Raw genomic sequence first — 25,592 nt, 5'->3', positions numbered from 1 at the left:
CGGACTTTCTGTGGTCGAGTCACGCCCGTGGGATGGACGACTCCTCGGTGTACGAGGGCGAGTGCCCGTCGTGCCGGTCGCCGCGCCGGTTCGCGTTCCAGCTCGGGCCCGGCTTCGTGCCGCCGCCCGCCTACGGCGGCCCCGAGCCGTCCCGGATCATCGACCCCGCCGAGTTCCTGACGATGGGTGAACGGGCGGCGGGGTATGCGGTGGTACGGCCCGACGCGTCGCAGCGGGACCGGGCCGGTGCGCGGGAGGCCGCCGCCGACGCGGTCGCCGCCGTCGAAGAGGTGCTCAAGTTCCTGCCGCCGTCCGCCGACGCCGTGCCCGAGGCTGCGTTCAGCTCCGATCCGGGCCGGGAGTTGTACGCCGCCGACCCCGCCCGGTTCCAGCGGGACCGGCTCGAGGCGGAGCTTCAGGAGTACCGCCAGGCGTTGAGCGCGCTGAACGACGCCTGACGGCGCCCACGCACGTCCCGTACACCGGCTCCGGCGGTCGGGCCGGGCTGGATCCCGCTCCACGCGGTCGATGCCGCGACGTTCTACCGGGCTCCGTCGACCGCGGTCCACGGGTGGCGACCGGACCTGGCGGTCACGTGAGGTCAGCCGTCGGCACTGCCGGCGGCGGCCTTGCGGGCCCGGTACGCGCCGACCGCCGCCTTGTTCCCACAGCTGTTGTCGCAGAAGCGTTTCGAGCGGTTCTTGGACAGGTCGACGAAGACATCGCCGCAGCCCGGGTAGGCGCACACGCGCAGCCGGCTCAGCTCGTTGCTGCGGACCACGTCGACAAAGGCCATCGCGGCCTCGACGGCCATGCGGTCGGCCAGCGGCGCGTCGGACGGCGTGGCGTGCAGGTGGTACGCATACCCGTCGTGCTTGACCAGCTGCGGCAACGCCTGCGCCGCGCGGAGCAGCTGGTTGACGATGCCGACGACGCGGTCCTCCTCGGCATGCCAGAGCTCGCGCAGCCGCGGCCGCAACGCCCTGACGTCCGCCAGTTCGGCGTCGGTGCGCTCGTGCCGGCCGGTCCAGCCCTGCTCGGCGAAGAACGCGTCGAGCGCGGCGACGTCACCCAGCAGCTCGCCGTCGCTGCCGTCGGTGTTGATCAGTGCGGCGACAGCGACAAGCGCGATCTCGGTGTCATGAGCGAAAACCATCTTGACTCCTGTCGCCCGTGTACCTAGTGTCATGAGTGTAGCCGCTATAGCTCATGACATCGACCGAGGGGAGGCGTCGTGCAGCGCCGACACACCGCCGGGCTGGGACTGGCCCTGTTGTCCGCCGTCACGTTCGCGACGTCCGGCACGTTCGCCCGGTCGCTCATCGACGCCGGCTGGTCGGCCGAGGCCGCCGTCGCCGCCCGCGTCGGGGCCGCCGCCCTCATCCTGGCCGTCCCGGCCGTGCTCGCGCTGCGCGGCCGCTGGCACGTGCTGCGCCGCAACCTCGGCACGCTCGGCCTGTTCGGCATCCTCGCCGTCGGCGCCGCCCAGGCCTGCTTCTTCAACGCCGTGCAGTATCTGCCGATCGGGGTGGCGCTGCTGCTGGAGTACCTCGGGATCATCCTCGTCGTCGGCTGGATGTGGGCCGCGCACGGGCAGCGTCCCCGCCGGCTCACCGTCGCCGGCGCCGTCACCGCCGTGCTCGGGCTCGTCTTCGTCCTCGACCTCACCGGCAACGCCGACCTCGACCCGGTCGGTGTCCTGTGGGGCCTGGGCGCCGCCGTCGGCCTCGCCGGCTACTTCGTCCTTTCCGCGCGCACCGACAACGAACTGCCCTCGGTCGCGCTCGCCAGCGGCGGCATGGCAGCCGGTGCGCTCGCACTCCTCGCGCTCGGTGCCGCCGGAGCGATGCCCCTGCACGCCACGTTCGGCCAGGTGACCTTCGCCGACCACAAGGTCAGTTGGCTGGTACCCCTCGCCGGGTTGTCGATCGTCGCGGCCGTCGTGTCCTACGTCGCCGGCATCGGCGCGGCCCGCATCCTCGGCGCCCGGCTGTCCTCATTCGTCGGGCTGACCGAAGTCATGTTCGCCGTCCTCATCGCCTGGGCGGTCCTGGGCGAGCTGCCCAGCATGATCCAGCTGGTCGGCGGCCTGCTCATCATCGGCGGCGTCGTGCTGGTCCGCATCGACGAGTTCCGCACCACCGAGCCGCAGACGCCGTCGGCGAAACCGACCGACCCGGTGCCCGTGGCCTGAGCGACGATGTCGCGTTCCGTGGCGGGCACCAGGGAACGCGACACCGGAGCACGGAGGCACGGCAGGCGGTCAGCCCGCGCGGCGGAGCCGGGCGAGCATGCCGTTGAGGTCCTGGGTGAACAGTTCGTGCCGGAAGTAGTGGCCGCCCGGGACCTCGTGCCACTCGTGGGGGATGCCGGCGTTGCCGAGCGCGGCGCGGAACTCGCGCTGGCCGGCGAGGACCTGGGTCTCGTGCACGATGTCGAACGCGTCGACCGGGTTGGGGGAGGTGCCGGCGGCCAGGAAGACGCGCTTGTTGTAGTAGCTGGGGATCCGCTCCATCGGGTTGTCGGCGCTGACCCGGGCCTCGTCCCAGAGCGGGGCGCCGTAGACGGTGCCGCCGCCGAGATCCAGCGCCGCGGATGTGGCGTTGGCCCAGTGGACGATGAGGCCCGCGTCGCGGCGGATGCTGGCCGGGCCGGAGTGCGAGCTCACCGAGCAGAAGTGCCCGTAGTACTTCGCGGCGTACTTCAGCGCGCCGAAGCCGCCCATGGAGAAGCCGGCGACGGCCCGCCCGTCGTACTCGGCGAACGTGCGGAAGTTCTGCTCGACCCACGGCAGCAACTGTCCGATGTGGAACGTCTCCCAGTTGCGGGGGCCGGACATGGTGCTGACAGGGTTGCTGTACCAGCCGGTCGAGGCGTCGGGCATCACCACGACGACCTCGCGGCCGGCGGTCAGGTTGACGATGTTGTCCTGCATGTGGAAGGTGCGGAAGTCGGGGCCGCCACCGCCGTGCAGCAGGTACAGGACCGGGTACCGCTTGCCGCTGGTGTGGTAGCCGTCCGGCAGCAGGATGTTGACCGCGGGGTCCCACAATAGCCGGGGCCGCATGCCGATGGCAGGTTGCGGTCAAAGCGGTTGCCGGGGATCGACCGGCGCGTCCCCGCCGGGAAGTCTGGCCTCCCGCCGGGTTGACAACCTGCGCGCCGGCACGGAGGGTGTGTAGATATAGCGCCTGGGCGCACTATAGTTGCACAATCTCTGATCCGGGACACGGGAACGGAGTACCGCCATATGACTGACACCTACGACGTCGTGGTGCTGGGCACCGGCGCGGGCGGCCTCGCCGCCGCGGTCACGGCCGCGGCGCTGGGCGCCTCGGTCGGGATGTTCGAGAAGACCCCGACCGTGGGCGGGACCACGGCCGTGTCCGGCGGTGTCGTGTGGGTCCCCGCCCACGAGCGCCCGGACGCGCCGGTGCCGCTGCCGACCCGGGACGCGCTGGCCTACCTGGGCGCGCTGTCCAACGGCACGATCGACGAGCACCTCGCGGAGGTGTTCGTGCGCTCCGCCCCGGTCGCCGTCGAGTTCCTGGAGACGCACACGCCACTGCGGCTGTCGGTCACCGCCGGGTTCCCCGACTACAAACCCGAGCTGCCCGGCGGCAAACCCGAAGGCGGCCGGTCGCTGAGCCCCGCGCCGTTCGACGCCGCCCGCCTCGGCGAGTGGGTCGACCGGGTGACCGCGTTCCCCGACGACTACAGCAACGTCGGCTTCGACGCCGAGACGCGGGCACGGATCTGGGGCGACCGCGCCACCGCGAGCGACGGCGTCGCCGGTGACGTCCGTGTCGCCGGCGCCGCGCTGGTCGCCGCGCTGCTGCGCGGGCTGCTGGACCTCGGCGTCGAGCCGCAGACCTCCACCCGCGCGGTCGACCTCGTAGTGCAGGGCAACACCGTGACCGGCGTCGTCGTCGAAGGGCCGCACGGGCGCCGGGTCGTGCACGCCCGGCGGGGCGTCGTCATCGCCACCGGCGGGTTCGAGTGGGACCGTGCCCTCGTCAAGGCGTTCCTGCGGGGGCCGATGAACGGCCCGACCTCCCCGCCGAACAACGTGGGCGACGGCCTGCGGATGGCGATGCGGGCCGGGGCCGCCCTCGGGAACATGGCCGAGGCCTGGTGGGTGCCGATCGTGCGGATCCCGGGCGACACGTTCGGCGGCGAGCAGCGGCACCGCAGCGTCAGGCTGGAGCGCACCCGCCCGCGCACCATCATGGTCAACCGGCACGGGCGGCGCTTCGCCAACGAGGCCGGTGACTACCACAGCCTCGGCGGCGCGTTCCACCAGTTCGACCCCGCGCGGTTCGAGTACCCGAACCTGCCGGCCTGGATCGTGTTCGACCACGAGCATCTCGTGCGCTACGGGTTCCTCGGCGTCACCGCCGACGACCCGGTGCCCGCCTGGTTCCACCGGTCCGCGAGCATCGCCGAGCTCGCCGGCGCCGCCGGCATCGACGGCCCGGCGCTGCGGGCGACCGTCGAGTCGTGGAACGGGCACGTCCAGCAGTTGCGTGACCCGGACTTCGGGCGCGGGCAGAGCGCCTACGACGGGCACTGGGGCGACACCACCGCCCCGACCGTCGCGGCGCGGACCCTCGGCCCGATCGACTCGGCACCGTTCTACGCCGTGCGGGTCGACATCGGCTGCATGGGCACCAAGGGCGGCCCGCGCACCGACGACAACGCGCAGGTCCTCAACCTCGACGGGCAGCCGATCGGCAACCTGTACGCGGCCGGCAACGCCATGGCCGGGACCACCGGCATGGCGTACGGCGGCGCCGGCGGCACCATCGGACCGGCCCTCACCTGGGGGCACCGCGCCGCGCACCACGCCGTCACCGGTTCGAATGCGCCGATGGCATGACGCGGCAGCCGGCGGTCCACCGCCGAACGATCGTCGTGGACGGCCTCACGACCGGGTTCCTGGAGGCGGGCGAGGGCGAGCCCGTGGTGCTCCTGCACGGCGGGGAGTTCGGCGCCGACGCCGAGATCGGGTGGGAGCGCACCATCGCGGCGCTGGCGGACCGGCACCGCGTGGTCGCCCCGGACCAGCTCGGCTACGGCCGGACCGCCAAGGTGATCGACTTCGTCGACGGCAGGCGGATGCGGATCCGGCACGTCGCCCGCCTCTGCGAGGCGCTGGGCATCGAGTCCGCGACGTTCGTCGGCAACTCCATGGGCGCGGTGAACCTGCTCGCTGACGCCACCTCCGACGTCCCGATGCTGCCCGCCCGGGGCATCGTCGCCATCTGCGGTGGGGGAGAAATCCTGAGCAACGAGCACGTCGACGCGCTCTACGACTACGACGCCACCCTGCCGGCCATGCGCCGCCTGGTCGCGGCGCTGTTCCACGACCCCGCCTTCCCCGCCGACGACGACTACGTGCGGCGGCGGTTCGAGTCCAGCACGGCCCCCGGAGCCTGGGAGGCCATCGCCGCCGCCCGCTTCCGCCGGCCGGGCGCCGCCGCCCCCGCCGCCGCCCCTGCGCGCGGAGCGCCGGACTACGGCCGGATCACCGTCCCGGCCCTGTTCGTCGAGGGTGGCGCCGACAAGCTCAAGCCGGCCGGCTGGGCCGGGCAGCTGGCCGGTCAGGTCCGCGCCGGCCGCAGCGTCGTCGTCGAGGATGCCGGTCACTGCCCGCAGATCGAGCGGCCGGCCGTGGTCAACCGGCTGCTGCTCGACTTCCTGGCCGGCCCGGGCGGCGGCGCGGTCACGGGTGGTCCAGGATGAGCGGGCCGCCACAGACCGGCGACTACACGGACCTCATCCGGCTCGACGGCCGGGTCCACGTGGTCGTCGGCGTCGGGCCGGGCATCGGCCGGGAGTCGGCCCGGGCGCTCGCGGCCGCCGGCGCCGTCGTCGTGTGCGTCGACGTGGACGAGGACCAGGCCGGCGCGGTCGCCGCGGAGGTCGGTGGCGCCGCCGCGGCCTGCGACATCACCGCCCCGGATGAGTTCGCCGGCGTGCTGGCCGACGCCGAGCGCCGGTTCGGCCGTGTCGACGGGGTCACCGACGTCGTGGGCCTCTGCGGTGGAAGCCGCTGCCCGTCGCCGGTGACGACGACTGGCGATGGCAGAGCGACGTGGTCGCTGCGCAGGCCGTGCGAGTCCTGCGGACCTCGGTGCCGTATCTGCGGCGGGCCGGCGGAGGTTCGCTGACCTACATCGCGTCCGTTTCCGCGTTCACCAGCGCCCCGGGCCACGGCCTGTACGGGATGGCGAAGGCCGCGCTGCTCTCGATGGTCCGCACGGCCGCGGTCGAGCTCGGACCGCACGGGATCCGGGTGAACGCGGTGTCGCCAGGCGCCACGCTCACTCCACGGATGGTGGCCGACCCCCGGTACGTCAGCGCGAACTGCGCGAACGCCGAGCGCACGCCGCTGCGCAAACTCGCGCAGCCGGGCGACATCGCCGCCGCCGTGCTGTTCCTGTCCTCCCGGCTGGCCGGCCACGTGACGGGCCACGACCTCGTCGTCGACGGCGGCCTCACGAACACCTGGCCGCTGGCGCTGCCGGCTTCGTGACCGCCGTGTGGTCCGGCCGCGGGTCGCGCTGATCGCGCCCGGCGGGCCCGCGGCGACCCGCGGTGGAGCGGGTCTCAGCCCGGCAGCGCCTCGCCGACCTGGCGGGCCGCCGCGAGGATGGACGCCTCGGCGGCCTTGGCCTGGTCCTCGCGATAGGTGATGAGATTGAGGCAGGCGCGCGGGCTGCAGTTCGGGATGGGCGCCGCCACGCCGTAGCAGCCGATCTCGATCTCGCCGACGCTGGTGGCGTAGCCGCGCTCGCGGGCCAGCGCCACCTCGGCCGGCTCGCCGGCCACCTGCGGCCCGGCGGCCAGCAGCGCGTAGCCGGCCGCGCCGCGGTTGATGGGGGTGCGCATCCCGGCCTTGAAGGCGATGTGGTGCGACGTGGTCGTCGGCTCGACCAGCTCGATCGACACCGCTTCCGCGCCGTTGGCGACGAAGAGGGACACGGTGCAGCCGAGCTCGTCGGCCACCTCCCGCATGACCGGGATCGCGAGCTCCCGCAGGGTGGGCAGGTACGCGTCGGCGAGGGTGGCGAGGCGGGGACCGGCCCGGTAGAAACTGTCGGCGCTCTGGCTGACGAAGCCGAAGTCGGCGAGGGTCTGCAGGAGCCGGTAGGCGATCGAGCGGTGGACGCCCAGCTCCGTGGCGAGCTGCTGGATGGTCACGCCGTTGGGCGACTCGACCACCGAGAGCAACGCACGCAGCCCGCGGGCGAGGGTCTGGCTGCCCACCTGGGTGCGCCCCGTCGACTGTTCCGTCATGCCACATCCCCTTGATCGAGCCGGTCCGCCGGACGCTGGCGGGCGGACCCACAGCTTCCCACGGGAGGTGTCTGCCGTTGACCGGTCCTACCGGCCGTGCGTAACCTTCGTACAAATAACGAGCAGGCTGATGTAAATAACGATACACCCCGACCCATCTCGGGTCGAGAGGAGACCCGCCATGCCACTCGCGCTGTGCACGACATCCCACTCGCCGCTGATCGGCCTCCACGACCCGGATCCGCAGGTGCGGGCCGAGGTCGACGGGGTGCTCGCCGAGGCCCGCGCGTTCGTCACCGGCTTCGCCCCGGACCTGGTGGTCGTCTTCGGCCCCGACCACTACAACGGCTTCCTCTACGACATGATGCCGTCGTTCTGCGTCGGGGCGGCGGCGAGTTCGGTGGGTGACTACGGGCTGCCGTCGGGCCCGCTCGACGTCGACCGCGACGCCGCATACGCCATCGCCACCGCCGTGCTCGGCGCCGGCGTCGACGTCGCCGTCTCCGAGGACATGCAGGTCGACCACGGGCTCGTGCAGCCGCTGACCTTCCTCTTCGCGTCCCTGACCGCGGTCCCGGTGGTCCCGGTCTTCATCAACTGCGTCGCGGAGCCGCTCGGGCCTGCCGTGCGGGCCCGGCTGCTGGGCGCCGCGGTGGGGGAGGCGGTGCGGGATCTCGGCCGCCGCGTCCTCGTCGTCGGCTCGGGCGGGCTGTCGCACGACCCGCCGGTGCCCCGGCTGGCGGAGGCGCCGCCCGAGGTGGTCGAGCGGTTGAAGCACGGTCGCAACCCGACCCGGGAGCAGCGGGCGCAGCGTGAGGGCCGGACCATCGCGGCGGCCCGCGACTTCGCGGCGGGCCGTGGCCCGTTCCGCCCGCTCAATCCGGCGTGGGACGCGCTCGTCCTGGACTCCCTCGCCGCGGGCGACTTCGCCGCCCTGGACGGTCGCGGCAACGACTGGTTCGTCGAGGAGGGCGGCCATTCGGCGCACGAGGTCCGAACCTGGATCGCCGCGTACGCCGCCCTGGCCGCGCAGGGCCCCTACGAGGTCCGCTCCCGGTACTACCGCGCGATCCCCGAGTGGTTCGCCGGCTTCGCCACCACCACGGCATTGCCCCGCTGACCGAGGGCTGACGGAGAAACCGCCCCACGGCCCGGCCGTGGGGCGGCGCCTCACGCTGCCCGTACACCCTGCGTGACCTGCGGAGAACGGCTCGAAGTGATCCCTTGACGGCTCGGGATGTCGCTCGTTAACGTTCGACTATCGCAACAACATGTGCGATAGATACACGAGGTGAAGATGCGCGACGTTGAGATCCCCGCCGTGACGCACGAGCCCGCAGATGTCCCGCAGCTGGACACCGCCGGCGGCCGCGTCGACGTCGTCGTGGTCGGCGCCGGCCCCGTCGGGCTGACCCTGGCGAACATCCTCGGCGCGAGAGGCATCCAGGTGCTCGTCGTCGACGAGCGGGCCGCCCTGATCGACTACCCCCGCGGGGTCGGGATCGACGACGAGTCCCTGCGCACGTTCCAGTCGATCGGCCTCGCCGCACAGGTCCAGCGGCACACCATCCCCAACCAGATTCTCCGCTTCGTCAACGGCAAAGGCCGGCTGCTTGCCGAGATCGCACCCAGCGGCAGGGACTTCGGCTGGCCCAAGCGCAGCGGCTTCGTCCAGCCGCTCGTGGACGCGGAGCTGCTCGCCGGTCTGGTGCGGCACGCGTCGGTCGAGGTCGCCTGGCAGCTGCGGATGGAGTCGTACGAGGCCGGCGGCGACGCGGTGACCGTGCGGCTGCAGGGACCAGCGAGTGAGGTCCGGGAGGTCCGGGCGCGGTATCTCGTCGGCTGCGACGGCGGCCGCAGCAGCACCAGGCAGCTGCTCGGCACGACCTTCGACGGCACGACCTCCTCGACGCGCTGGGTCGTCGTCGACATCGAGAACGACCCGCTGGGCTCGCCGAACAGCTACGTGGGCGCCGATCCGGCCCGGCCGTTCGCGTCCATCTCGATCGCGCACGGCATCCGCCGCTTCGAGTTCATGGTGATGGCCGACGAGACCGACGAGCAGGTCGAGCGCCCCGAGTTCCTGCACCGGCTCCTCGCGCCGTTCGTGCCCCGGCCGGCGGAGGTCCACATCATCCGGCACCGCGTCTACACGCACCACTCACGCATCGCCGGCACCTTCCGTAAGGGCCGCGTCCTGATCGCCGGCGACGCCGCGCACCTCATGCCGGTCTGGCAGGGGCAGGGGTACAACAGCGGCATCCGCGACGCGATGAACCTCGGCTGGAAGCTGGCCGCGGTCGTGGCCGGGCACTGCGGCGAGGACCTGCTCGGCACGTATGACGCGGAACGCCGGGGACACGCCAAGGCGATGATCGACCTGTCGACCACGGTCGGGCGCATCATCTCGATCCGCAGCCGCCCCCTGGCGTGGCTGCGCGACCGGGTGGCCGGCGCCGCGTCGCTGCTGCCGTCGCTCAAGCGCTACGTCGTCGAGATGCGCTTCAAACCCATGCCACGGTACGAGAGCGGCGCGATCGTGCCGGCGGCGAGCCCGCAGTCGCCGGTCGGCCGGCTCTTCATCCAGCCGCACGTGGAGACCCTCGAGGGCACGGTGTTGCTCGACGACGCCCTCGGCACCTGGTTCGCCGTGCTGTGCTGGAACAACGACCCGACGGCGATCCTCGACGACGAGGCGCTGCACATGTGGCGTGGGCTCGGCGCCCGGCTGGTCGCGATCGTGCCGAAGGAGCAGCTCGGCCGCACCGCCTTCCCGCCGGAGGTCCTCGTCGTCGGCGACCTCGGCCGCCTGAAGACGTGGTTCGACACGCACACCGAGTCGGTGGTGTTCCTGCGCCCCGACCGCTGCGTGGCCGCCGCGTCGATCGCGCAGGAGGCGTCCGAGGTGTCGCGCAGGCTCGCCAACGCGCTCGCCCTCAGCGGGCCGCGCCGGGCCACGGTGGAGGTGACCGATCATGGCTGATCGCAACGGGTACGACCACACGGTCGACGTCCTGGTCGTCGGCTCGGGCGCCGGCGGGCTGACCGCGGCGCTCACCGCCGACGCACGTGGACTGTCGACGCTGGTGGTCGAGAAGGCCGACCGGTTCGGCGGCTCCAGCGCACTGTCCGGCGGCGGGCTGTGGGTGCCGGGCGCGCCGGCGCAGACCCGGGCCGGCGTCCACCTGGACCGCGACGACACCCTCACGTACCTGCGGCACATCACCGAGGGCACGGTGAGCGAGGCCCGGCTCCAGGCCTACCTGGAGCACGCCGCCGCCATGCTCACCTTCCTGGAGGGCACCAGCGAACACCTGCAGTTCGTGTGGAAGCCCGGCTATCCCGACTACTACCCCGAGGCGCCCGGCGGCTCCGCCGAGGGCAGCGTCATCAACATCCCGCCGATCGACCTGCGCCGCCTCGGCGCCGACGCCGCGCGCCTGCTGCCCCCGCACGCCGTCGCGCCGAGCGGCTTCTGGATCGGACCCAACGAGCTCGTCGACTTCTACCGGCTGCGGCAGACCTGGAAGGGCAAGCGGGTCTTCCTCCGCCTGCTCTGGCGGATGGTGCGGGCGCGGCTGTCCGGCGAACGGATCGTGACCATGGGTCAGGCCCTCATGGCCCGGCTGATGCTCGCGTTCCGGGAGAAGCGGCTCGACCTCTGGTTGGAAGCACCGATGACGTCGCTGATCACCGACGAGACCGGCCGGGTCGTCGGCGCCGAGGTCAGCCACCGCGGGACGGTGCGGCGGGTCCGGGCCAGGGGCGGCGTCATCCTGGCCTCCGGCGGGTTCGACCACGACCCGGCGCTGCGCCGCACGCACCAGCCGTTCGCCGACCACACCCTGAGCCTCGGTGCCACCGCCAACACCGGCGACGGCATCGTCGCCGCCCGGGCGGCCGGCGCGGACACCGCCCTCATGGACAACGCCTGGTGGTACCCGGCGGTCGCCTGGGGTGGCGGGCGCGTGCAGTTCAGCCTCAACGAGCGGATGATGCCGGCCCAGTTCATCGTCAACGGCGCCGGCGACCGGTACATCAACGAGGCCGCGCCCTACGAGGACTTCGGCCACGCGATGATCGCCGGCGAGGCGGCCGGCGTCCGGCACATCCCGTCCTGGCTCATCACCGACGACTGGTGCTGGCGGCGCTACGTCGTCTTCGGGCACCTGCCGCTGCCCAGAATCCCCTTCGCGCCGGTCCCGACCGGACGGAGACTGCCCCGCTCCTGGCTCGCGTCGGGCTCGGTGGTGACCGGCCGGAGCATCGACGAGCTCGCCGAGCGGATGGGGGTGCCGGCCGACCGGCTCCGCCGCACCACCGAGCGCTACAACACGCTCGCCGAGGCCGGCCGCGACGACGACTTCCACCGGGGGGAAAGCGTGTACGACCGCTACTACAGCGACATCACCTTGCCCGTGCCCAACCTCAGACCCCTCGGCGCCGGCCCGTACTACGCCTTCGCCCTGATCCTGTCCGACCTGGGCACCAACGGCGGCGTGCTGACCGACGAGCGCGCCCGCGCGCTGGACACCGGCGGTGCGGCCATCCCCGGCCTGTACGCGACCGGCAACGTCGCCGCCACGATCATGGGCCGCAGCTACGCGGGAGCGGGCGCCACCCTCGGCCCGGCGATGACGTTCGCGTACGTCGCGGCAAACGACATCGCGGCGAGCGGGGTGACCGGATGAGCCGGGGATACGCCGGACGGAGTGTCGTGGTCACCGGCTGCGCGTCGGGCATCGGCGAGCGCCTCGTCCATCTGCTGCACCGGCGCGGCGCCCGGGTGACCGGCCTGGACCGGGCCCCGACGACAGCGCCGGTCGCCCGGTTCGTCCGCGTCGACCTCGCCGACTCCGCCTCCATCGGCGCGGCGGTCGAGGCGGTCGGCGGTCCCGTCGACGCCCTGTTCAACGTCGCCGGCCTGTCCGGCGCCATCGACCCGGCGACGATCGTCGGGGTCAACTTCGTCGGCACGAGGGAGCTGACCGAGGCGTTGCTGGAGCGGATGGAGCCCGGCGCCGCGGTGGTGAACACCGCGTCGATCGCCGCCTCGCACTACCTGGAGCGGCGCGAGCTGGTCGCGGGACTGCTCGCCACGCAGGACCGGGCCGAGGCGACCCGCTGGTGCCGGGACCACGCGGCCGGCATCGGCACCGGCTACTCCGTCTCGAAGGACGCGATCGTCTGGTACACGATGACGCGCGCCGTCGCGCTCGCCGGGCGTGGCATCCGGATCAACTGCGTCGCGCCGGGGCTGACCGCGACCCCGATCCTCGACGCCTCCCGGGCGGCCCGCGGCGACGCCTTCCTCGACGCCATCCCGAAGCCGCTGGGCCGGGTCGCCGAGCCCGAGGAGCAGGCGAGCGTGCTGGCCTTCCTCAACAGCGACGACGCCAGCTACGTCAGCGGGCAGGTGATCTGGGCCGACGGCGGATACCTGGCCGGCGTCGCCACCGGACAGCTGCCGCACCGCACAGGCAGCGTCGGCACCGCCGCACCGTCAGGAGACCGACCTTGACCGAGATCATCGCTGGACTGACCACGGGCGCGATCTACGCGATGGTCGCCCTCGGCTACAACGTGACCTTCCTGGCCTCCGGCGTGCTCAACTTCGCGCACGCCAACCTCATGGTCCTCGGGATGTTCGTGGCCTACTGGGCGCACAGCATCGGCGGCCTGCCGACGGTGCTGGTGTTCCTGATCGCCTTCCTCATCGCCGGCGCCGTCGGGCTGATCGAGGAACGGTTCGCCATCCGGCCGCTGCGCAACACGTCCGGCAGCGCCGAACTGGTCACCATGATCGGCGTCGCCACCGTCATCACCGGGGTCATCGCCGTCGCCTTCGGCACCGACGCGCTGCGCGTGCCGTTCTTCGGACCGGAGCAGACCGTCGTCCTGCTCGGCGGCCGGGCGCAGCCGCTCGACCTGATCATCGTCGCGGCCGCCATCGTCCTCGCGGTCGGGCTGCATCTGGTCACCCACCGCACCAGGGTCGGCCTGGCGGCACTGGCTCAGACCGACGACCGCGAGGCGGCTCAGTTGCGCGGCATCAACGTCGGCGGCCTGTCGATGTGGGGCTTCGCGGTGGCGTCGGCCGCCGGCGGCCTGCTCGGACCGTTGCTGGTCTCCAAGACCTTCGCCGCGACCTCGCTGGCGCTGGTGCTGGCCGTCAAGGGCTTCGTCGTGCTGGTGCTCGGCGGGGTCGGCAGCCACCGCGGGGTGCTGATCGCCGCCTTCGGCATCGGCCTCATCGAAGCGTTCGGCGCCCGCTACATCGGGCCGCTCTACCGCGACGTCGTCGTCTTCGGTGTGTTCGCGGTCGTGCTGCTGGCGTTCCCGCAAGGACTCTTCGGCGATCGGAAGGTGAGAGCGGTATGACCCAGGGCATCGCGGTACGCCCCCTGGCCGGTGCGTGGGCCGTCGCGGTCGGGCTGATCATCGCCCTGCCCTGGCTCGGCGCGAGCGGCGCGACGCTGCGGCTCGTCACCCTCGTGGCGATCCTCGCCCTGGTCGTCAGCGGGCTCAACCTCACGCTGGGGTACGCCGGCGAGCTGGCACTGGCGCAGGTCCCGATCTACGCGGCCGGCGCCTACGCGACCGGCTACCTGGCGACGGCGGTGATCAACGACCTGCTCGTCGCGATGGCGGCCTCCGTCCTCGTCGCCGTGCTCGTGGGTGTGGTCACCGGGCTGCCCGGGCTGCGCCTCGGCGGCTGGACCCTCGCGATCACCTCCTTCTTCGTGGTCCTGCTCATCCCGTCGATCGTCAACGCGTTCGGCGACCGCCTCGGCGGCTACGAGGGGATGATCGGCATCCCGGCGCCGGCGGTCTTCGGCATCGACCTCGACGGCCCGGCGTTCTACGTCGTCGTCATCGCCGTCACCGCGCTGTGGTTCGTCATCTTCCGCAACATCGCGGTGTCCCGGCACGGCGCGTCGCTGCTCGTGCTCAAGCAGAGCCCGATCCTGGCCGCCGCCGTCGGCACCTCACCGCACGGCACCAAGATCGTCGCGTACGCGATCGGCGCCGTCCCCGCCGGGATCGCCGGCTGCTTCGCCGCCTACGTCGACGCCTACCTGTCGCCGCTGACCTTCGGGCTCGAACTGTCGATCATCATCCTGGCCGCCGGCATCCTCGGCGGGCCGACGAGCGTGTACGGGGCGATCATCGGCGCGGCGATCATGCAGATCGGGCCGCTGCGGGTCACCGTCTTCGACAAGTACGCCCTCGTCGCGTACGGCGTCTTCCTCATCATCGGCGGGCTGCTGCTGCGCAACGGGCTCGCCGGCGTCACCACCAGGCTCGTCGGCCGGCTCAGGAGGAACCGGCGCCGCGAGCCGGCGACCGCCGACCCGCACGAGGCCCACGACACGGCGGTGGACCTGCCCGCCGTCGACGGTCAGCCGCTGGCGGTGCGGGGCGTGACCAAACGGTTCGGCGGCAACCTCGCCGTCGACGGGGTGTCGTTCGACGCCCTCCCCGGCCAGATCACGGCACTCGTCGGGCCCAACGGATCGGGCAAGACCACGATCATGAACCTGATCTCCGGCTACTACGGCGCCGACGCGGGCACGGTCACGCTCGGGGACCGGGTCGTCTCCGGCCTCCCCGCACACCGGGTGGCCCGGCGCGGCGTCGGCCGGACGTTCCAGACCCCGCTGATCCCGCAGGGTCTGACCGTCGCCGACACCATCATCACCGGCCGGCTCGGCAGCCACCCGGTGTCCCTGCTCGCCACCGCGCTGCGGCTGCCCCGGCACTGGAAGGCACTCGCCGAGGAGCGCCGCGGCAGCCGCGAGATCATGCGGGCGCTCGGGCTGGACCGGTACGCCGACCTGCCGGCCGCGGAGCTCGCGCTCGGCACCCGCCGGCTGCTGGAGCTCGGCCGGGCGATCGCCGGCGGCAGCGCGCTCGTGCTGCTGGACGAGGTCGCGTCCGGGCTCGACGAGGAGGACATCCAGGGCCTGGTGCGGGTCCTGACGAAGATGCGGGCCGCCGGCGTCACGGTGGTCCTCGTCGAACACAACTTCTCACTCGTCAAAGCGGTCGCGGACAGCATCGTGGTGCTGGCCGAGGGGCAGGTCATCGCGACCGGCACACCGGCGCAGATCGCCGCCGACCCCACGGTCGTGCGGACCTACCTGGGTGCGGGCGGCGAGATCACCGGCACCCGGGTGACGGCCGGACGCACCGCCGGCGAGAAGGCGGGCCAGGCATGAGCACGTTGGAAGTGCAGGCCATCGCCTGCGGCTACGGCGACCTGCGCGTCGTCACCGACGCCACCCTCAGCGTCGACGCCGGGAGCGTCACCGCGCTGCTGGGCCGTAACGGCGCCGGCAAGACCACGACCCTGCGGGCCATCGCCGGCCTGAACCGGATCACGTCGGGCCGCGCCACGCTCGACGGCGCCGACCTCGCCACCATGCCGGCCTACCGCCGGGCCCGGGCCGGCATCGCCTACGTCCAGGAGGGCAAGCGCATCTTCCGGTCCCGCACGGTCGAGGAGAACCTGCTCCTGGGCACGTACGCGGCCAGCAGCACCACGCGGGGCCGCGAGCTCATGGGGGAGATGTACGAGCGGTTCCCGCTGCTCGCCGAGCGGCGCAAGCTCCGGGCCGCGCAGCTCAGCGGCGGCCAGCAGCAGATGCTGGCCATCGCCCAGGCCCTGATCGCCGACCCCAGGGTCCTGCTGCTCGACGAACCGTCCGCGGGTCTCGCCCCCGCGATCGTCGGGCAGGTGCTCGACGTCATCCGCGACCTGCGCACGCGTGGGCTCGCCGTCCTGCTGGTGGAGCAGGCGGTGGAGTTCGCGCTGGCCGCGGCCGACCGGGTCGTGGTCCTCAACCTCGGCCGCACCGTCCATTCCGGTCACGCCACCGATTCGGGCCTTCGCGAAGCGATCCAGCGCGCCTACATGGCCGAGGACGTCTTGTGACGGGCCACACCCCCGCCCCCCTTCACCCCGAAAGAGGCAAGGCCATGCAGTCATCCGGAAGGTCCAGCAGATACCGCTCGCTCGTCGCCGCCGGTGCGGCGCTCGTCCTGCTCACCGCGGGCTGCGGTGACGACGCCGCCGACAAGGGCACCACCGAGAACTTCGACGTGCTGTTCATCGGTGGCGTCACCGGCCCTGCCGCGACGACGGTCGCGGCCACCACCAAGGCGCTCGACGCGGCCGCCAAGTCCATCAACGAGAACGGCGGCGTCAAGGGCCGCAACGTGGTCATCAAGGTGAAGGACTCCCAGGGCGACGCGCGCCGCGCCGTCAGCCTCCTGCAGGAGGAGCTCTCCGGCAACAACCTGCCTGACGTCGTGATCCCCAGCGGCACCAGCGCGGAAGCGCTCGCCATGGTGCCGCTGCTCACCCGCAGCAAGATCACGTCCGTCGCCTTCGGTGCCAGCCCGCTGCTCAACGACCCGCAGAAGTACCCGTACCACTTCCAGAGCGTGCCCAACAGCGCCGCCCAGCTGACCGGGCTGCGCAAGCACCTGGAGTCCAAGGGCGCCAAGCGCCTCGGCCTGCTCGTCTCCCAGGACGAGTACGGCAAGGGCGTCGTCCAGGCGGTAAAGACCCAGTTGGAAGGCAGCGGCATCGAGGTGAAGAACTTCGAGTTCGTGCCGACCGACATCGACCTGTCCGTCTCCTACCGGCGGATGCTCGACGCCAACCCCGACTTCGCCTACATCGACACCACCGGCGACGCGGCGACCCGGCTGCTGCAGGCGCGGGTCCAGACCGGCGCCGTGAACATCCCGACGATCGCCGGCAGCGGCATGTCGCTCACCGCGGGCGGTCCGTTCAAGTACGGCTCCCCGGAGGCCAACAAGAACCTCGAGATCCTCGTGTTCAAGGTCGAGGTCGCCGTGCCCGAGGCGCAGCAGTCCCCGGTCTTCAAGGACTTCCTCACCCGGTACTCCGGCGGCCAGCCGATCCAGAACAGCCTGTCGACGCCGTCCCTGGCCTGGGACCAGCTGCGCCTCATCGCGGCCGCGGCGTCGAGCGACGGCGCGCTCAAGGACCTGCCCACCTCGCTGGTCCAGGCCGTCTACAACCTCAAGGTCCCCGACGGGTACTGGCTCACCGAGAAGCAGTACACGTTCACGAAGGACAAGCACACGCCGACGCCGACGCCGGACGACTTCCCGTTCATTCCGTCCTCCGCCCAGGTCAACGGCCAGTACCAGGTCGGTTCCTAGCCACTTTCCGCCCCCGTCGAAGAGCCCGGAAAGGACAGCGATGACACTCTGGACCGACCTTGCCACGACCGCCTTCCGCGTCCACACCGTCCAGGTCGGAGCGTGGTCGACGCGCGTGCTGGAGGCCGGCACGGGTGAGCCGCTCGTCCTCATGCACGGCACGGGCGGTCACCTGGAGGCGTACGCACGCAACGTGCCGGCGCTCGCCGGACGCTTCCGGGTGATCGCCTACGACTTCCCCGGCCACGGGCGCACCACCCTCGCCACCCGTGATCTCGAGATCGCCGACTACACCGAGCACCTGCACGGCCTGCTCGACACCCTCGGCGTGGAGCGCGCGCACCTCAGCGGCGAATCGCTCGGCGGCTGGGTCGCGGTCAAGTTCGCCGCGGCCCACCCGGACCGGGTCGGCCGCCTCGTGCTGAACACCCCCGGAGGGACGATGGCGACGCCGGAGGTGATGGAGCGCATCCGGACCCTCAGCCAGGCCGCGGCCGACGACCCGACCCCGGAGCGCATCCGGGCGCGGCTGGCATGGCTCATGGCCGACCCGGCGTCGGTGACCGAGGAGCTGGTGGCGATCCGGCAGGCGATCTATGCCCGGCCCGGGTTCGCCACGTCGATGCGGCACCTGCTGTGCCTGCAGGACCCTGACGTCCGCCGGCGCAACCTCATCACGCCCGCGGAGCTGGAGGCCGTCACAGCGCCGACGGTCGTCGTGTGGACCAGCGACGACCCGTCGGGGCCCGCCGCCGCCGGCCTGGAGATGGCCGAACGGCTGCCGCACGGCCGCTTCGCGCTCATCGACCGGGCCGGGCACTGGCCGCAGTGGGAGCAGCCGGACGCCTTCCACCGCGTCGCCCTGGAGCACCTGGCGGTCGCCGCATGAACCCGGTCATCGCGGCGGCCGACCGGCTCGAGCAGGCGGTGCGCACCGGCGTGCCGTGCGCGCCGGTCGCCGACCTCATCGGCGGCACCGACATCGGCATCGCCTACGCGGTGCAGTCGATCCTCACCGCCCGGCGGCTGGCCGGCGGGGCACGGATCGTCGGGCGGAAGATCGGCCTGACCTCCGCGGCCGTCCAGCGGCAGGTCGGCGTCGACCGGCCCGACTTCGGGGTGCTCTTCGACGACATGCTGTGCGGGCCTTCGGTGTCGATGGAGCGGCTCCTGCAGCCCAAGGCCGAGGCGGAGGTCGCCTTCGTCCTTGCCGCCGACGTCGTCGACGCCGACCCGGCGGCCGTGGCGGCGGCGGTCGGGCACGCCGTCGCGGCGATCGAGGTGGTCGACAGCCGCGTCGCCGGATGGCGCATCGGGATCACCGACACCGTCGCCGACAACGCCTCCAGCGGGGTGTTCGTGCTCGGCGACATCCCGCTGCGGCTGGAGGAGTTCACCCCCGCCGACGTGCCGATGCGGATGTACCACAACGGGGCACTGGCCAGCGAGGGCGACGGCCGGGCCTGCCTCGGCGACCCGCTCAACGCCCTGACCTGGCTGGCCCGCACCGCGCTCGAACTGCAAGCGCCGCTGCGCCGCGGCGACATCGTGCTCTCCGGCGCCCTCGGGCCCATGGTCGCCGTCGGCGACGGCGACCGGATCGAGGCCGAGATCGGCCCGCTCGGCCGCGTGGCCGCGACGTTCACGAAGAAAGGCTGAGATGGCTCACCACGTAGCGATCATCGGATCGGGCAACATCGGCACCGACCTGATGATCAAGATCAAGCGCGCCGGGGGACCGCTGGAGGTGGCGGCCATGGTCGGCATCGATCCCGGGTCCGACGGCCTGGCCCGCGCCCGCCGGATGGGCGTGGCCACCACCTCCGACGGGGTCGACGGCCTGATCCGGATGCCGGAGTTCGGCTCGGTCGAGATCGTGCTCGACGCGACCAGCGCCGCCGCGCACCTCGCCAACGCCGCGGCCCTGGCACCGTACAACCGGCGGATCATCGACCTGACCCCGGCGGCGCTGGGCCCGTTCGTCATCCCGCCGGTCAACCTCGAGCAGCACCTGGCCGCGCCGAACATCAACATGGTGACCTGCGGGGGCCAGGCGACGGTGCCGATCGTGGCGGCCGTCTCCCGGGTCACACCGGTCGCCTACGCCGAGATCGTCGCCACCGTCGCGTCGCGCTCGGCGGGCCCCGGGACCCGGGCCAACATCGACGAGTTCACCGAGACCACCGCCCACGCGCTGGAGTCGGTCGGCGGGGCCCGCCGCGGCAAGGCGATCATCATCCTCAACCCGGCCGAGCCGCCGCTCATCATGCGCGACACCGTGCTGTGCCTCATCGGCGACGCCGACCACGACGAGGTCCGCGCGTCGATCGAGCGGATGGTCGCCGACGTCGCGGTGTACGTGCCGGGGTACCGGCTCAAGCAGGCGGTGCAGTTCGCCGCGGTCGACCCGGACGAGGTGCGGCTGCTCGCGCCCGGCGGGGCCCGCTGGAAGGTCAGCGTGTTCCTGGAGGTCGAGGGCGCGGCGCACTACCTGCCGGCGTACGCCGGGAACCTCGACATCATGACCTCGGCCGCGATGCGGGTCGCCGAGCGCATCGCGCTGGGGGTGGCGGCGTGACCGGGCTGTACCTGCAGGACGTGACCTTGCGGGACGGGATGCACGCCATCCGCCACCGCATCAGCCCGGAGCGGGTCGGCGCGATCGTCGGCGCGCTGGACCGGGCCGGCGTGGCCGCGATCGAGGTGACCCACGGCGACGGGCTCGCCGGGTCGAGCCTCACCTACGGCCCCGGCAGCCACACCGACTGGGAGTGGATCGATGCCGCCGTCGCCGCCGCGTCCCGGGCGACGATCACCACGCTGCTGCTGCCCGGCGTCGGCACCGTCGCCGACCTGCGCGAGGCCCACGCCCGTGGCGTCACCTCGGTGCGGGTCGCGACGCACTGCACCGAGGCCGACGTCGCCGCCCAGCACATCGCCGCGGCCCGCGACCTCGGGATGGACGTCTCCGGCTTCCTCATGATGAGCCACATGCTGGAGCCGGCCGAGCTGGCCGCCCAGGCCCGGCTGATGGAGTCCTACGGCGCGCACTGCGTCTACATCACCGACTCCGCCGGCCGGCTGACCACCGAGGACGTGCGGGCCCGGGTCCGGGCCTACCGGGAGGTGCTCGGCGCCGGCACGCAGATCGGCATCCACGCGCACGAGAACCTGTCGCTGTCGGTCGCGAACTCCCTCGCCGCGGTGGAGGAGGGGGTGTACCGCGTCGACGCGTCCCTGGCCGGCCAGGGCGCCGGTGCGGGCAACTGCCCCATCGAACCGTTCGTCGCCGTGGCCACGCTGCGGGGCTGGGACGTCGGCTGTGACCTCCTGGCGCTGCAGGACGCGGCCGACGACCTCGTGCGGCCGCTGCAGGACCGGCCGGTGCGGGTCGACCGGGAGACCCTGACGCTGGGGTTCGCCGGGGTGTACTCGAGCTTCCTGCGCCACGCGGAAGCGGCGGCGACGACGTACGGCGTCGACCCGCGCAGCCTGCTCATGGAGGCGGGCCGGCGCGGGCTCGTCGGCGGACAGGAGGACATGCTGGTCGACATCGCGCTGGAGATGACGGCTGTCCGCACGTCAGCCTGACGCCTCGGCGTCCGGTCCGGGCGGCGCCCGCGCCGCCCGACCTCCAGCTCCAGCACCGGCGTCGTGGCGGATCAGCCGGCGGCGCGGCCCGCCGTGATGCGCCACCCGGCCGCCGACTCCTGCTGCTGCCAGAACCGGGCGAACCGGCCTCCCGCAGCGAGCAGCTCGTCGACGGGCCCGTCCTCGACGACGCGCCCCTCCTCGATCAGGACGACCCGGTCGGCGTGGCGGATGCTGCCCGGGCCGGTGGGTGACGATGATCCGGGTGCGCGGCACCGGGTCCTCGACGGCTACCGGCAACTGCTGGCCGCGCTGCGCCGACGGTCACCGATCGCGCTCGCGCAACTGAGCAGCCGGCCGGCGCTGATCGACGGGCTGTTCTTCCACGCCCGGCGCGGTGACCTCCGGCGCGAGCTGCAACCCTTCGCCGACCGGCTACGCAAGCGTTCCAACCCGGTGACCCGGGCCCTCGCCAGCTTGCACCCCGACGGCCACGTGCGCGAAGCCGCAGTGTCGGCGATGGTCGAACGACCGCGGCCCGAGTACGTACCGTTCCTCGCCGAGCGGGCCGTCGAGTGGGTCGAGCCGGTGCGCCGGCGGGCCTTGGCCGGACTGCACAAGATGCTCACCGAACAGCCCGCCCGGTACCGGCCGTTGGTGGCGCGGGAACTGCCCCGGTTCGCCGCCCGGCGGCACGGCCCTGCGCTCGCGGCTCTCCTCGATCAGGTGAGCGTCAGCCGGACCGGGTAGCGGCGCAGCCACAGGTTGAGGCCGAGCAGCAGTTCGACCGACCGCCGGCTCATCCCGAACCCGCTCTCCTCCAGCGGGGCGGCCAGCGTCTCCCGGATCCGCTGCGGGTTGATCAGGTCCGCGATCGGTGCCTGCGGGTCGTCGACGACCTCGATCAACGACTGGCGCAACGTCCGTTCGTATACCGGATCCTGCGTCGACGGGTACGGGCTCTTCCGCCGGCGCAGAACCGACTCGGGCAGCAGGTCGGCGACGGCGGCGCGCAGCACGCTCTTCTCCCGGCCGTCGAATGCCTTCATCGACCACGGCGTGTTGTAGACGTACTCCACCAGCCGGTGGTCGCAGTACGGCACTCGGACCTCCAGCCCGTGCGCCATGCTCATCCGGTCCTTGCGGTCCAGCAGGACCTGCAGGAATCGGGTCAGGTGCAGGTAGGAGATCTCGCGCATCCGGTGCTCGGTCGGCGACTCGTCGGGCAGGTGATCGACCTCGGTCAGTGCCTGCCGATAGGCGGCGTCCCGGTACCCGGGCAGATCCAGCGCGCGCTCCAACTCCGGGGCGAACAGCCCCTGTGTGCTGCCCGGTCGACCCGGCATCGCGGTCAGCCAGGGGAACCCGTCGGCGTTGACCGCGGCGGGGTCGTGGAACCAGCGATACCCGCCGAACACCTCGTCCGCCGACTCGCCGGACAACGCGACGGTCGAGTGCTCCCGCACCGCGCGGAAGAGCAGGAACAAGGAGGTGTACAGGTCGCCGAGGCTGGTCGGGATGTCGTTGGCGACCAGGACCTCCGTGCGGTACAACGAATCCGTCAAATCGCCGCTGTTCAACACGATGTCGGCGTGCTGGGAGCCGACGTGCTTGGCGACCTCGTGGGCGTAGGGCGTGTCCGGCTCGGGCCGCATCGCGTCCGGGTGGAAGTGCTCGGTCTGCCCGACGAAGTCGACCGCGAACGAGCGCACCGACCCGAGCCCCTGTTCCCGCAACCCGAGAGCGGCGAGCGCGGTGACCGCAGACGAGTCGAGCCCGCCGGACAGCAGGGTGCACAGCGGTACATCCGCCATCAACTGTCGACGAACGATGTCTTCCAACAGGTCTCGCACGGTGTGTACGGTCGTGTCGAGGTCGTCCGTATGCGGTCGCGCCGACAACCCCCAGTAGCGGCGCGTCCGAGTCCCATCCCGGTCAACGACGACAACGTGGCCCGGCCGGACCTCGCGCACCCCCCGATAAACGCCGTGCCCCGGCGTTTTCACCAGCGCCAGCAGCTCCCGCAGCCCGTCAAGGTCCACCTCGGCCGACACGTCCGGATGGGCCAGAATGCTCTTCGGCTCCGAGGCGAAGAGCACCCCGTCCGGCGTCGGATGGAAGCACAGCGGCTTCACCCCCATCCGGTCCCGGACCAGCAACAGGCGCTGCTGGCGGCCGTCCCACACCCCGAAGGCGTACATACCGTTGAGCCGTTCGGGGAAGTCCTCGCCCCACTCGAGGTACGCATGGAGCACGACCTCGGTGTCGGAGTCGGTCCGGAAGTCGTGTCCGAGCGTGCGCAGCTCCGCACGCAGCTCCCGATAGTTGTAGACCTCCCCGCTGTAGGTGAGGGCGACGGTCGGCTGCCGGTCCTCTTCGGCGAGCATGGGCTGAACGCCGCCCGCCAGGTCGATCACGGCCAGCCGGCGATGGCCGAAGCCGCAGTGCTGATCGAGCCAAAGCCCTTCGGCATCGGGTCCGCGGAGCGCGGCGGTGGCCGTCATGGCCCGGAGCGCCGACTGCTCATGGACGATATTCCGGCCATACGCGACCCACCCGACAATTCCGCACATAGTTGGGCCCTACCCGTCCAGTGCCGGGCACAATCGCCCGCGACGCCTGACCTGCGACGCGCGGTTCGCCGCGCCGAGCCAGGGGCAGGCGGCCATGTGGGTGTCTTCCGGGAGGCTCGGCAGGCCCGGCTGCGGCAGCTGGAGGTCACGGCGCTGATCGCCCTGCAGTGCGGGTTGGCTGCCGCGGTGTCGTGGGAGGTGGCACACGGCCTGCTCGGCGTCGCGACGCCTGTGTTCGCGCCCAGCGCGGCCGTCGGCACCATCGTCGCGGCGCTCGGGCAGCGGGCACGGCGCACCGTCGAGCTGCTGGTCGGCGTCGCGATCGGCATTCTCGTCAGTGACGGGCCGTTGCTGCTCATCGGGTACGGGCCGTGGCAGACCGGGCTCGTGGTCGCCTTATCGGTCGGGTTCGCGCTGTTCATGGTGGGGCGCAGCGGGGCGCTCGTCGCCCAGGCCGGCAGCTCCGCGGTGCTCATCGCCACGCTGTCGGCGGCGACGCCCGCGGTACGGTGGCAGCGGATCGAGGAGTCCGTCGTCGGGGCCGTCGTCGGGCTCGTCGTGGTGGCGCTCTTGCTGCCGCTCAACCCGATGCGGGTGCTCGACCGGGCCGCCGCCCCGATCGTCGGGACCCTCGCGGCCGAGCTGGACCGCGTCGCCCGGGCGCTCGACGAGCATGAGCCGGACCTCGCGGTCCAGGCACTGGAGCGGTTGCGGGCCCTCGAGCCAGACCTCGGGCGGATGCACGAGGCGATGAACGGGGCCGAGGAGGTGGTGAGGCTCGCGCCGGCGCGGTGGAAACGCCGCAGCGACGTCGAGCGGTACCGGCACGCGATCGACCACCTGGACCCGATCGTGCTGGAGTGCCGGGAGCTGGCCCGGTGGGCGGCCAACGGCCTGCAACAGGGCGAGCGGGTGCCCGGACCACTCCGGGACGCGGTGGCCGCGGTCGCTGCGACGGTCCGGGCCGCGCGGCGAGCCGGCCCCCGCGGGAGGCAGTTGACCCCGATTCGGGCGGCGGCCTGCGACGTGGCGCGCCTGGCTGGGCGGGCGTCGGAGAGCGGCCTCGGTCAGTTCGGGCAGGGGATGGTGACCCAGCTGCGGACGATCGCCAGCGACCGGATCCGCAGCACGGGCTGCGACGCCGATACCGCCAACCGGATGGTGCTCGAGGCGGCCGAGGCCGGCCGACGCGAGGCCACGACCCGGCCGGCTGCCGGCGAGTAGGTCGTCCGGACGACAGATGTTCGCGTTGCCGGCCGCTCCCCGGAATCGGAACTTCGGCCGCCCAGCGGTCGCGGGGTGTCCGGCGGGAGAACCCAGTCGGCCGGGCGGTGTGGAGGCAGCCGGCCCTGCCTCGTCGCACAACTGTCACACGAATGAGGAGTGTCCGCCATGCCGCGCGGCGAGGATCGCGACAGCGGCGCTGGGCGGAGCCATGCCGTGCGGCAAGACCTGGAGGTGTTGACGTCATGCCGATGGTCGGCGGCCGGTACCGGCTGATCGCCGTGCTCGCCGCGGGCCGGGCAGGCACGGCGTGACCCGCGGCCGTTCGCTACGGTTCGACGCGGTCGTCGAGGATCCCCGCGACATGGGACACCTGGCGCTGTACATCACGATGCTCACCGGCACGCTGGGTCGGCGCCCGATCCACCTGCACGTCGACCTCGCCCGGTGCCCGTCGGTCGACGCGGCCGGCGTCGACCTCCTCGTTGAGCTGCATCGCCGGCTGCGCGACCTCGGCGGACGGCTGACCCTGCTAGGGCCGTCGACGCAGATACGGCACCTGGTGCAGCTGTCCGCACCGGATGCCCTGCCCGAGATGGTCGACGGAGGCGCGCCGGCGCCGGGTGAGCCGTCGCGGTAAGCGTCGTACGATCGTCACAATTCCGATGGGCGACCGCCATGCGCTCCGGTGAGCATGGCATG

Annotated in this window: 24 protein-coding genes and 1 pseudogene; 21 read left to right on the top strand and 4 right to left on the bottom strand. The window is 72.5% G+C overall.

Going from position 1 to position 25,592, the window contains the following annotated elements; genetic code table 11:
• The first annotated feature begins 32 nt into the window (after positions 1-32).
• The gene (locus AB0J72_RS16445) at positions 33-458 is read left to right on the top strand and encodes a hypothetical protein (protein WP_363399424.1); all 426 of its coding nucleotides are present in this window, start codon (positions 33-35) and stop codon (positions 456-458) included.
• Between the two features lie 143 nt (positions 459-601).
• Here AB0J72_RS16445 and AB0J72_RS16440 read toward each other — a convergent pair whose 3' ends face one another.
• Positions 602-1,156 (bottom strand): CGNR zinc finger domain-containing protein, encoded by a 555-nt coding sequence (locus AB0J72_RS16440; protein WP_363399422.1) that lies wholly within the window; start codon positions 1,154-1,156, stop codon positions 602-604.
• Positions 1,157-1,234: 78 nt separating this feature from the next.
• On the opposite strand from AB0J72_RS16440, the gene AB0J72_RS16435 reads away from it, so the two are divergent.
• The gene (locus AB0J72_RS16435) at positions 1,235-2,194 is read left to right on the top strand and encodes a DMT family transporter (protein WP_363399420.1); all 960 of its coding nucleotides are present in this window, start codon (positions 1,235-1,237) and stop codon (positions 2,192-2,194) included.
• Between the two features lie 69 nt (positions 2,195-2,263).
• Here the strand turns inward: AB0J72_RS16435 and AB0J72_RS16430 are convergent.
• Positions 2,264-3,055 (bottom strand): annotated as a pseudogene (locus tag AB0J72_RS16430) (alpha/beta hydrolase-fold protein); the annotation flags it as partial.
• Positions 3,056-3,250: 195 nt separating this feature from the next.
• On the opposite strand from AB0J72_RS16430, the gene AB0J72_RS16425 reads away from it, so the two are divergent.
• From AB0J72_RS16425 to AB0J72_RS16410, 4 genes are read left to right on the top strand one after another with little or no spacing between them, the layout of a single operon-like run.
• A complete protein-coding gene (locus AB0J72_RS16425; RefSeq protein WP_363399418.1) occupies positions 3,251-4,879 on the top strand; it encodes an FAD-dependent oxidoreductase in 1,629 nt (542 codons plus the stop codon).
• A gap of 35 nt (positions 4,880-4,914) precedes the next feature.
• Positions 4,915-5,745 carry an alpha/beta fold hydrolase gene (locus tag AB0J72_RS16420; RefSeq protein WP_363399416.1) on the top strand — a complete coding sequence of 277 codons (831 nt, stop codon included), beginning with the start codon at positions 4,915-4,917 and terminating at the stop codon, positions 5,743-5,745.
• Positions 5,742-6,173, top strand: a complete 432-nt coding sequence (locus AB0J72_RS16415; RefSeq protein WP_363399414.1) for an SDR family oxidoreductase — start codon at positions 5,742-5,744, stop codon at positions 6,171-6,173. The genes AB0J72_RS16420 and AB0J72_RS16415 overlap by 4 nt, the downstream gene beginning before the upstream one ends.
• Complete coding sequence (locus AB0J72_RS16410; protein WP_363399412.1) at positions 6,098-6,538, top strand: SDR family oxidoreductase; 441 nt, start codon at positions 6,098-6,100, stop codon at positions 6,536-6,538. The genes AB0J72_RS16415 and AB0J72_RS16410 overlap by 76 nt, the downstream gene beginning before the upstream one ends.
• Before the next feature lie 74 nt (positions 6,539-6,612).
• Here the strand turns inward: AB0J72_RS16410 and AB0J72_RS16405 are convergent, their stop codons facing one another.
• Positions 6,613-7,302, bottom strand: a complete 690-nt coding sequence (locus AB0J72_RS16405; RefSeq protein WP_344511710.1) for a helix-turn-helix domain-containing protein — start codon at positions 7,300-7,302, stop codon at positions 6,613-6,615.
• 181 nt (positions 7,303-7,483) lie between these two features.
• On the opposite strand from AB0J72_RS16405, the gene AB0J72_RS16400 reads away from it, so the two are divergent.
• The 13 genes from AB0J72_RS16400 (at position 7,484) to AB0J72_RS16340 (ending at position 21,843) form a co-directional block, all read left to right on the top strand.
• Positions 7,484-8,422: a 3-carboxyethylcatechol 2,3-dioxygenase gene (locus tag AB0J72_RS16400; protein WP_363399410.1), complete on the top strand. Its 939-nt coding sequence runs from the start codon at positions 7,484-7,486 to the stop codon at positions 8,420-8,422.
• A 177-nt stretch (positions 8,423-8,599) separates the two neighbouring features.
• Positions 8,600-10,285, top strand: coding sequence for a bifunctional 3-(3-hydroxy-phenyl)propionate/3-hydroxycinnamic acid hydroxylase (locus tag AB0J72_RS16395; RefSeq protein ID WP_363399408.1), 1,686 nt, complete (start codon positions 8,600-8,602; stop codon positions 10,283-10,285).
• Positions 10,278-11,993 carry an FAD-binding protein gene (locus AB0J72_RS16390; RefSeq protein ID WP_363399406.1) on the top strand — a complete coding sequence of 572 codons (1,716 nt, stop codon included), beginning with the start codon at positions 10,278-10,280 and terminating at the stop codon, positions 11,991-11,993. The genes AB0J72_RS16395 and AB0J72_RS16390 overlap by 8 nt, the downstream gene beginning before the upstream one ends.
• A complete protein-coding gene (locus tag AB0J72_RS16385; protein WP_363399404.1) occupies positions 11,990-12,823 on the top strand; it encodes a coniferyl-alcohol dehydrogenase in 834 nt (277 codons plus the stop codon). Before AB0J72_RS16390 ends, AB0J72_RS16385 begins: the two co-directional genes overlap by 4 nt.
• On the top strand, positions 12,820-13,683 hold the full coding sequence (locus AB0J72_RS16380) for a branched-chain amino acid ABC transporter permease (protein ID WP_363399402.1): 864 nt from the start codon (positions 12,820-12,822) through the stop codon (positions 13,681-13,683). Before AB0J72_RS16385 ends, AB0J72_RS16380 begins: the two co-directional genes overlap by 4 nt.
• Positions 13,680-15,524 (top strand): branched-chain amino acid ABC transporter ATP-binding protein/permease, encoded by a 1,845-nt coding sequence (locus tag AB0J72_RS16375; protein ID WP_363399400.1) that lies wholly within the window; start codon positions 13,680-13,682, stop codon positions 15,522-15,524. The genes AB0J72_RS16380 and AB0J72_RS16375 overlap by 4 nt, the downstream gene beginning before the upstream one ends.
• Positions 15,521-16,240, top strand: coding sequence for an ABC transporter ATP-binding protein (locus AB0J72_RS16370; RefSeq protein WP_363399398.1), 720 nt, complete (start codon positions 15,521-15,523; stop codon positions 16,238-16,240). Before AB0J72_RS16375 ends, AB0J72_RS16370 begins: the two co-directional genes overlap by 4 nt.
• Positions 16,241-16,284: 44 nt before the next feature.
• Positions 16,285-17,502 (top strand): ABC transporter substrate-binding protein, encoded by a 1,218-nt coding sequence (locus AB0J72_RS16365; protein ID WP_363399396.1) that lies wholly within the window; start codon positions 16,285-16,287, stop codon positions 17,500-17,502.
• Positions 17,503-17,542: 40 nt separating this feature from the next.
• Positions 17,543-18,391 carry an alpha/beta fold hydrolase gene (locus tag AB0J72_RS16360; RefSeq protein WP_363399394.1) on the top strand — a complete coding sequence of 283 codons (849 nt, stop codon included), beginning with the start codon at positions 17,543-17,545 and terminating at the stop codon, positions 18,389-18,391.
• On the top strand, positions 18,388-19,161 hold the full coding sequence (locus AB0J72_RS16355) for a fumarylacetoacetate hydrolase family protein (protein WP_363399392.1): 774 nt from the start codon (positions 18,388-18,390) through the stop codon (positions 19,159-19,161). Before AB0J72_RS16360 ends, AB0J72_RS16355 begins: the two co-directional genes overlap by 4 nt.
• A gap of 1 nt (position 19,162) precedes the next feature.
• Positions 19,163-20,080 (top strand): acetaldehyde dehydrogenase (acetylating), encoded by a 918-nt coding sequence (locus AB0J72_RS16350; protein ID WP_363399390.1) that lies wholly within the window; start codon positions 19,163-19,165, stop codon positions 20,078-20,080.
• Complete coding sequence (gene dmpG, locus AB0J72_RS16345) at positions 20,077-21,093, top strand: 4-hydroxy-2-oxovalerate aldolase (RefSeq protein WP_363399387.1); 1,017 nt, start codon at positions 20,077-20,079, stop codon at positions 21,091-21,093. The genes AB0J72_RS16350 and dmpG overlap by 4 nt, the downstream gene beginning before the upstream one ends.
• Before the next feature lie 63 nt (positions 21,094-21,156).
• The gene (locus tag AB0J72_RS16340) at positions 21,157-21,843 is read left to right on the top strand and encodes a hypothetical protein (protein WP_363399385.1); all 687 of its coding nucleotides are present in this window, start codon (positions 21,157-21,159) and stop codon (positions 21,841-21,843) included.
• Here AB0J72_RS16340 and asnB read toward each other — a convergent pair.
• Positions 21,816-23,666 (bottom strand): asparagine synthase (glutamine-hydrolyzing), encoded by a 1,851-nt coding sequence (gene asnB, locus AB0J72_RS16335; protein ID WP_363399383.1) that lies wholly within the window; start codon positions 23,664-23,666, stop codon positions 21,816-21,818. The two genes, AB0J72_RS16340 and asnB, sit on opposite strands and share 28 nt — an antisense overlap.
• A 96-nt stretch (positions 23,667-23,762) precedes the next feature.
• Between asnB and AB0J72_RS16330 the strand changes: the two genes are divergently transcribed.
• Together AB0J72_RS16330 and AB0J72_RS16325 are read left to right on the top strand one after the other, a co-directional pair.
• Positions 23,763-24,890, top strand: coding sequence for an FUSC family protein (locus tag AB0J72_RS16330; protein WP_363399381.1), 1,128 nt, complete (start codon positions 23,763-23,765; stop codon positions 24,888-24,890).
• 310 nt (positions 24,891-25,200) lie between these two features.
• A complete protein-coding gene (locus AB0J72_RS16325; protein ID WP_363399379.1) occupies positions 25,201-25,530 on the top strand; it encodes an STAS domain-containing protein in 330 nt (109 codons plus the stop codon).
• Positions 25,531-25,592 lie beyond the last annotated feature (62 nt).

It is taken from the genome of Dactylosporangium sp. NPDC049742, from assembly GCF_040674675.1.
Lineage (GTDB): Bacteria > Actinomycetota > Actinomycetes > Mycobacteriales > Micromonosporaceae > Dactylosporangium > Dactylosporangium maewongense.
The sequence above is the reverse complement of the archived record's forward strand: the minus strand, read 5'-3'. Positions and strand labels throughout refer to the sequence as shown.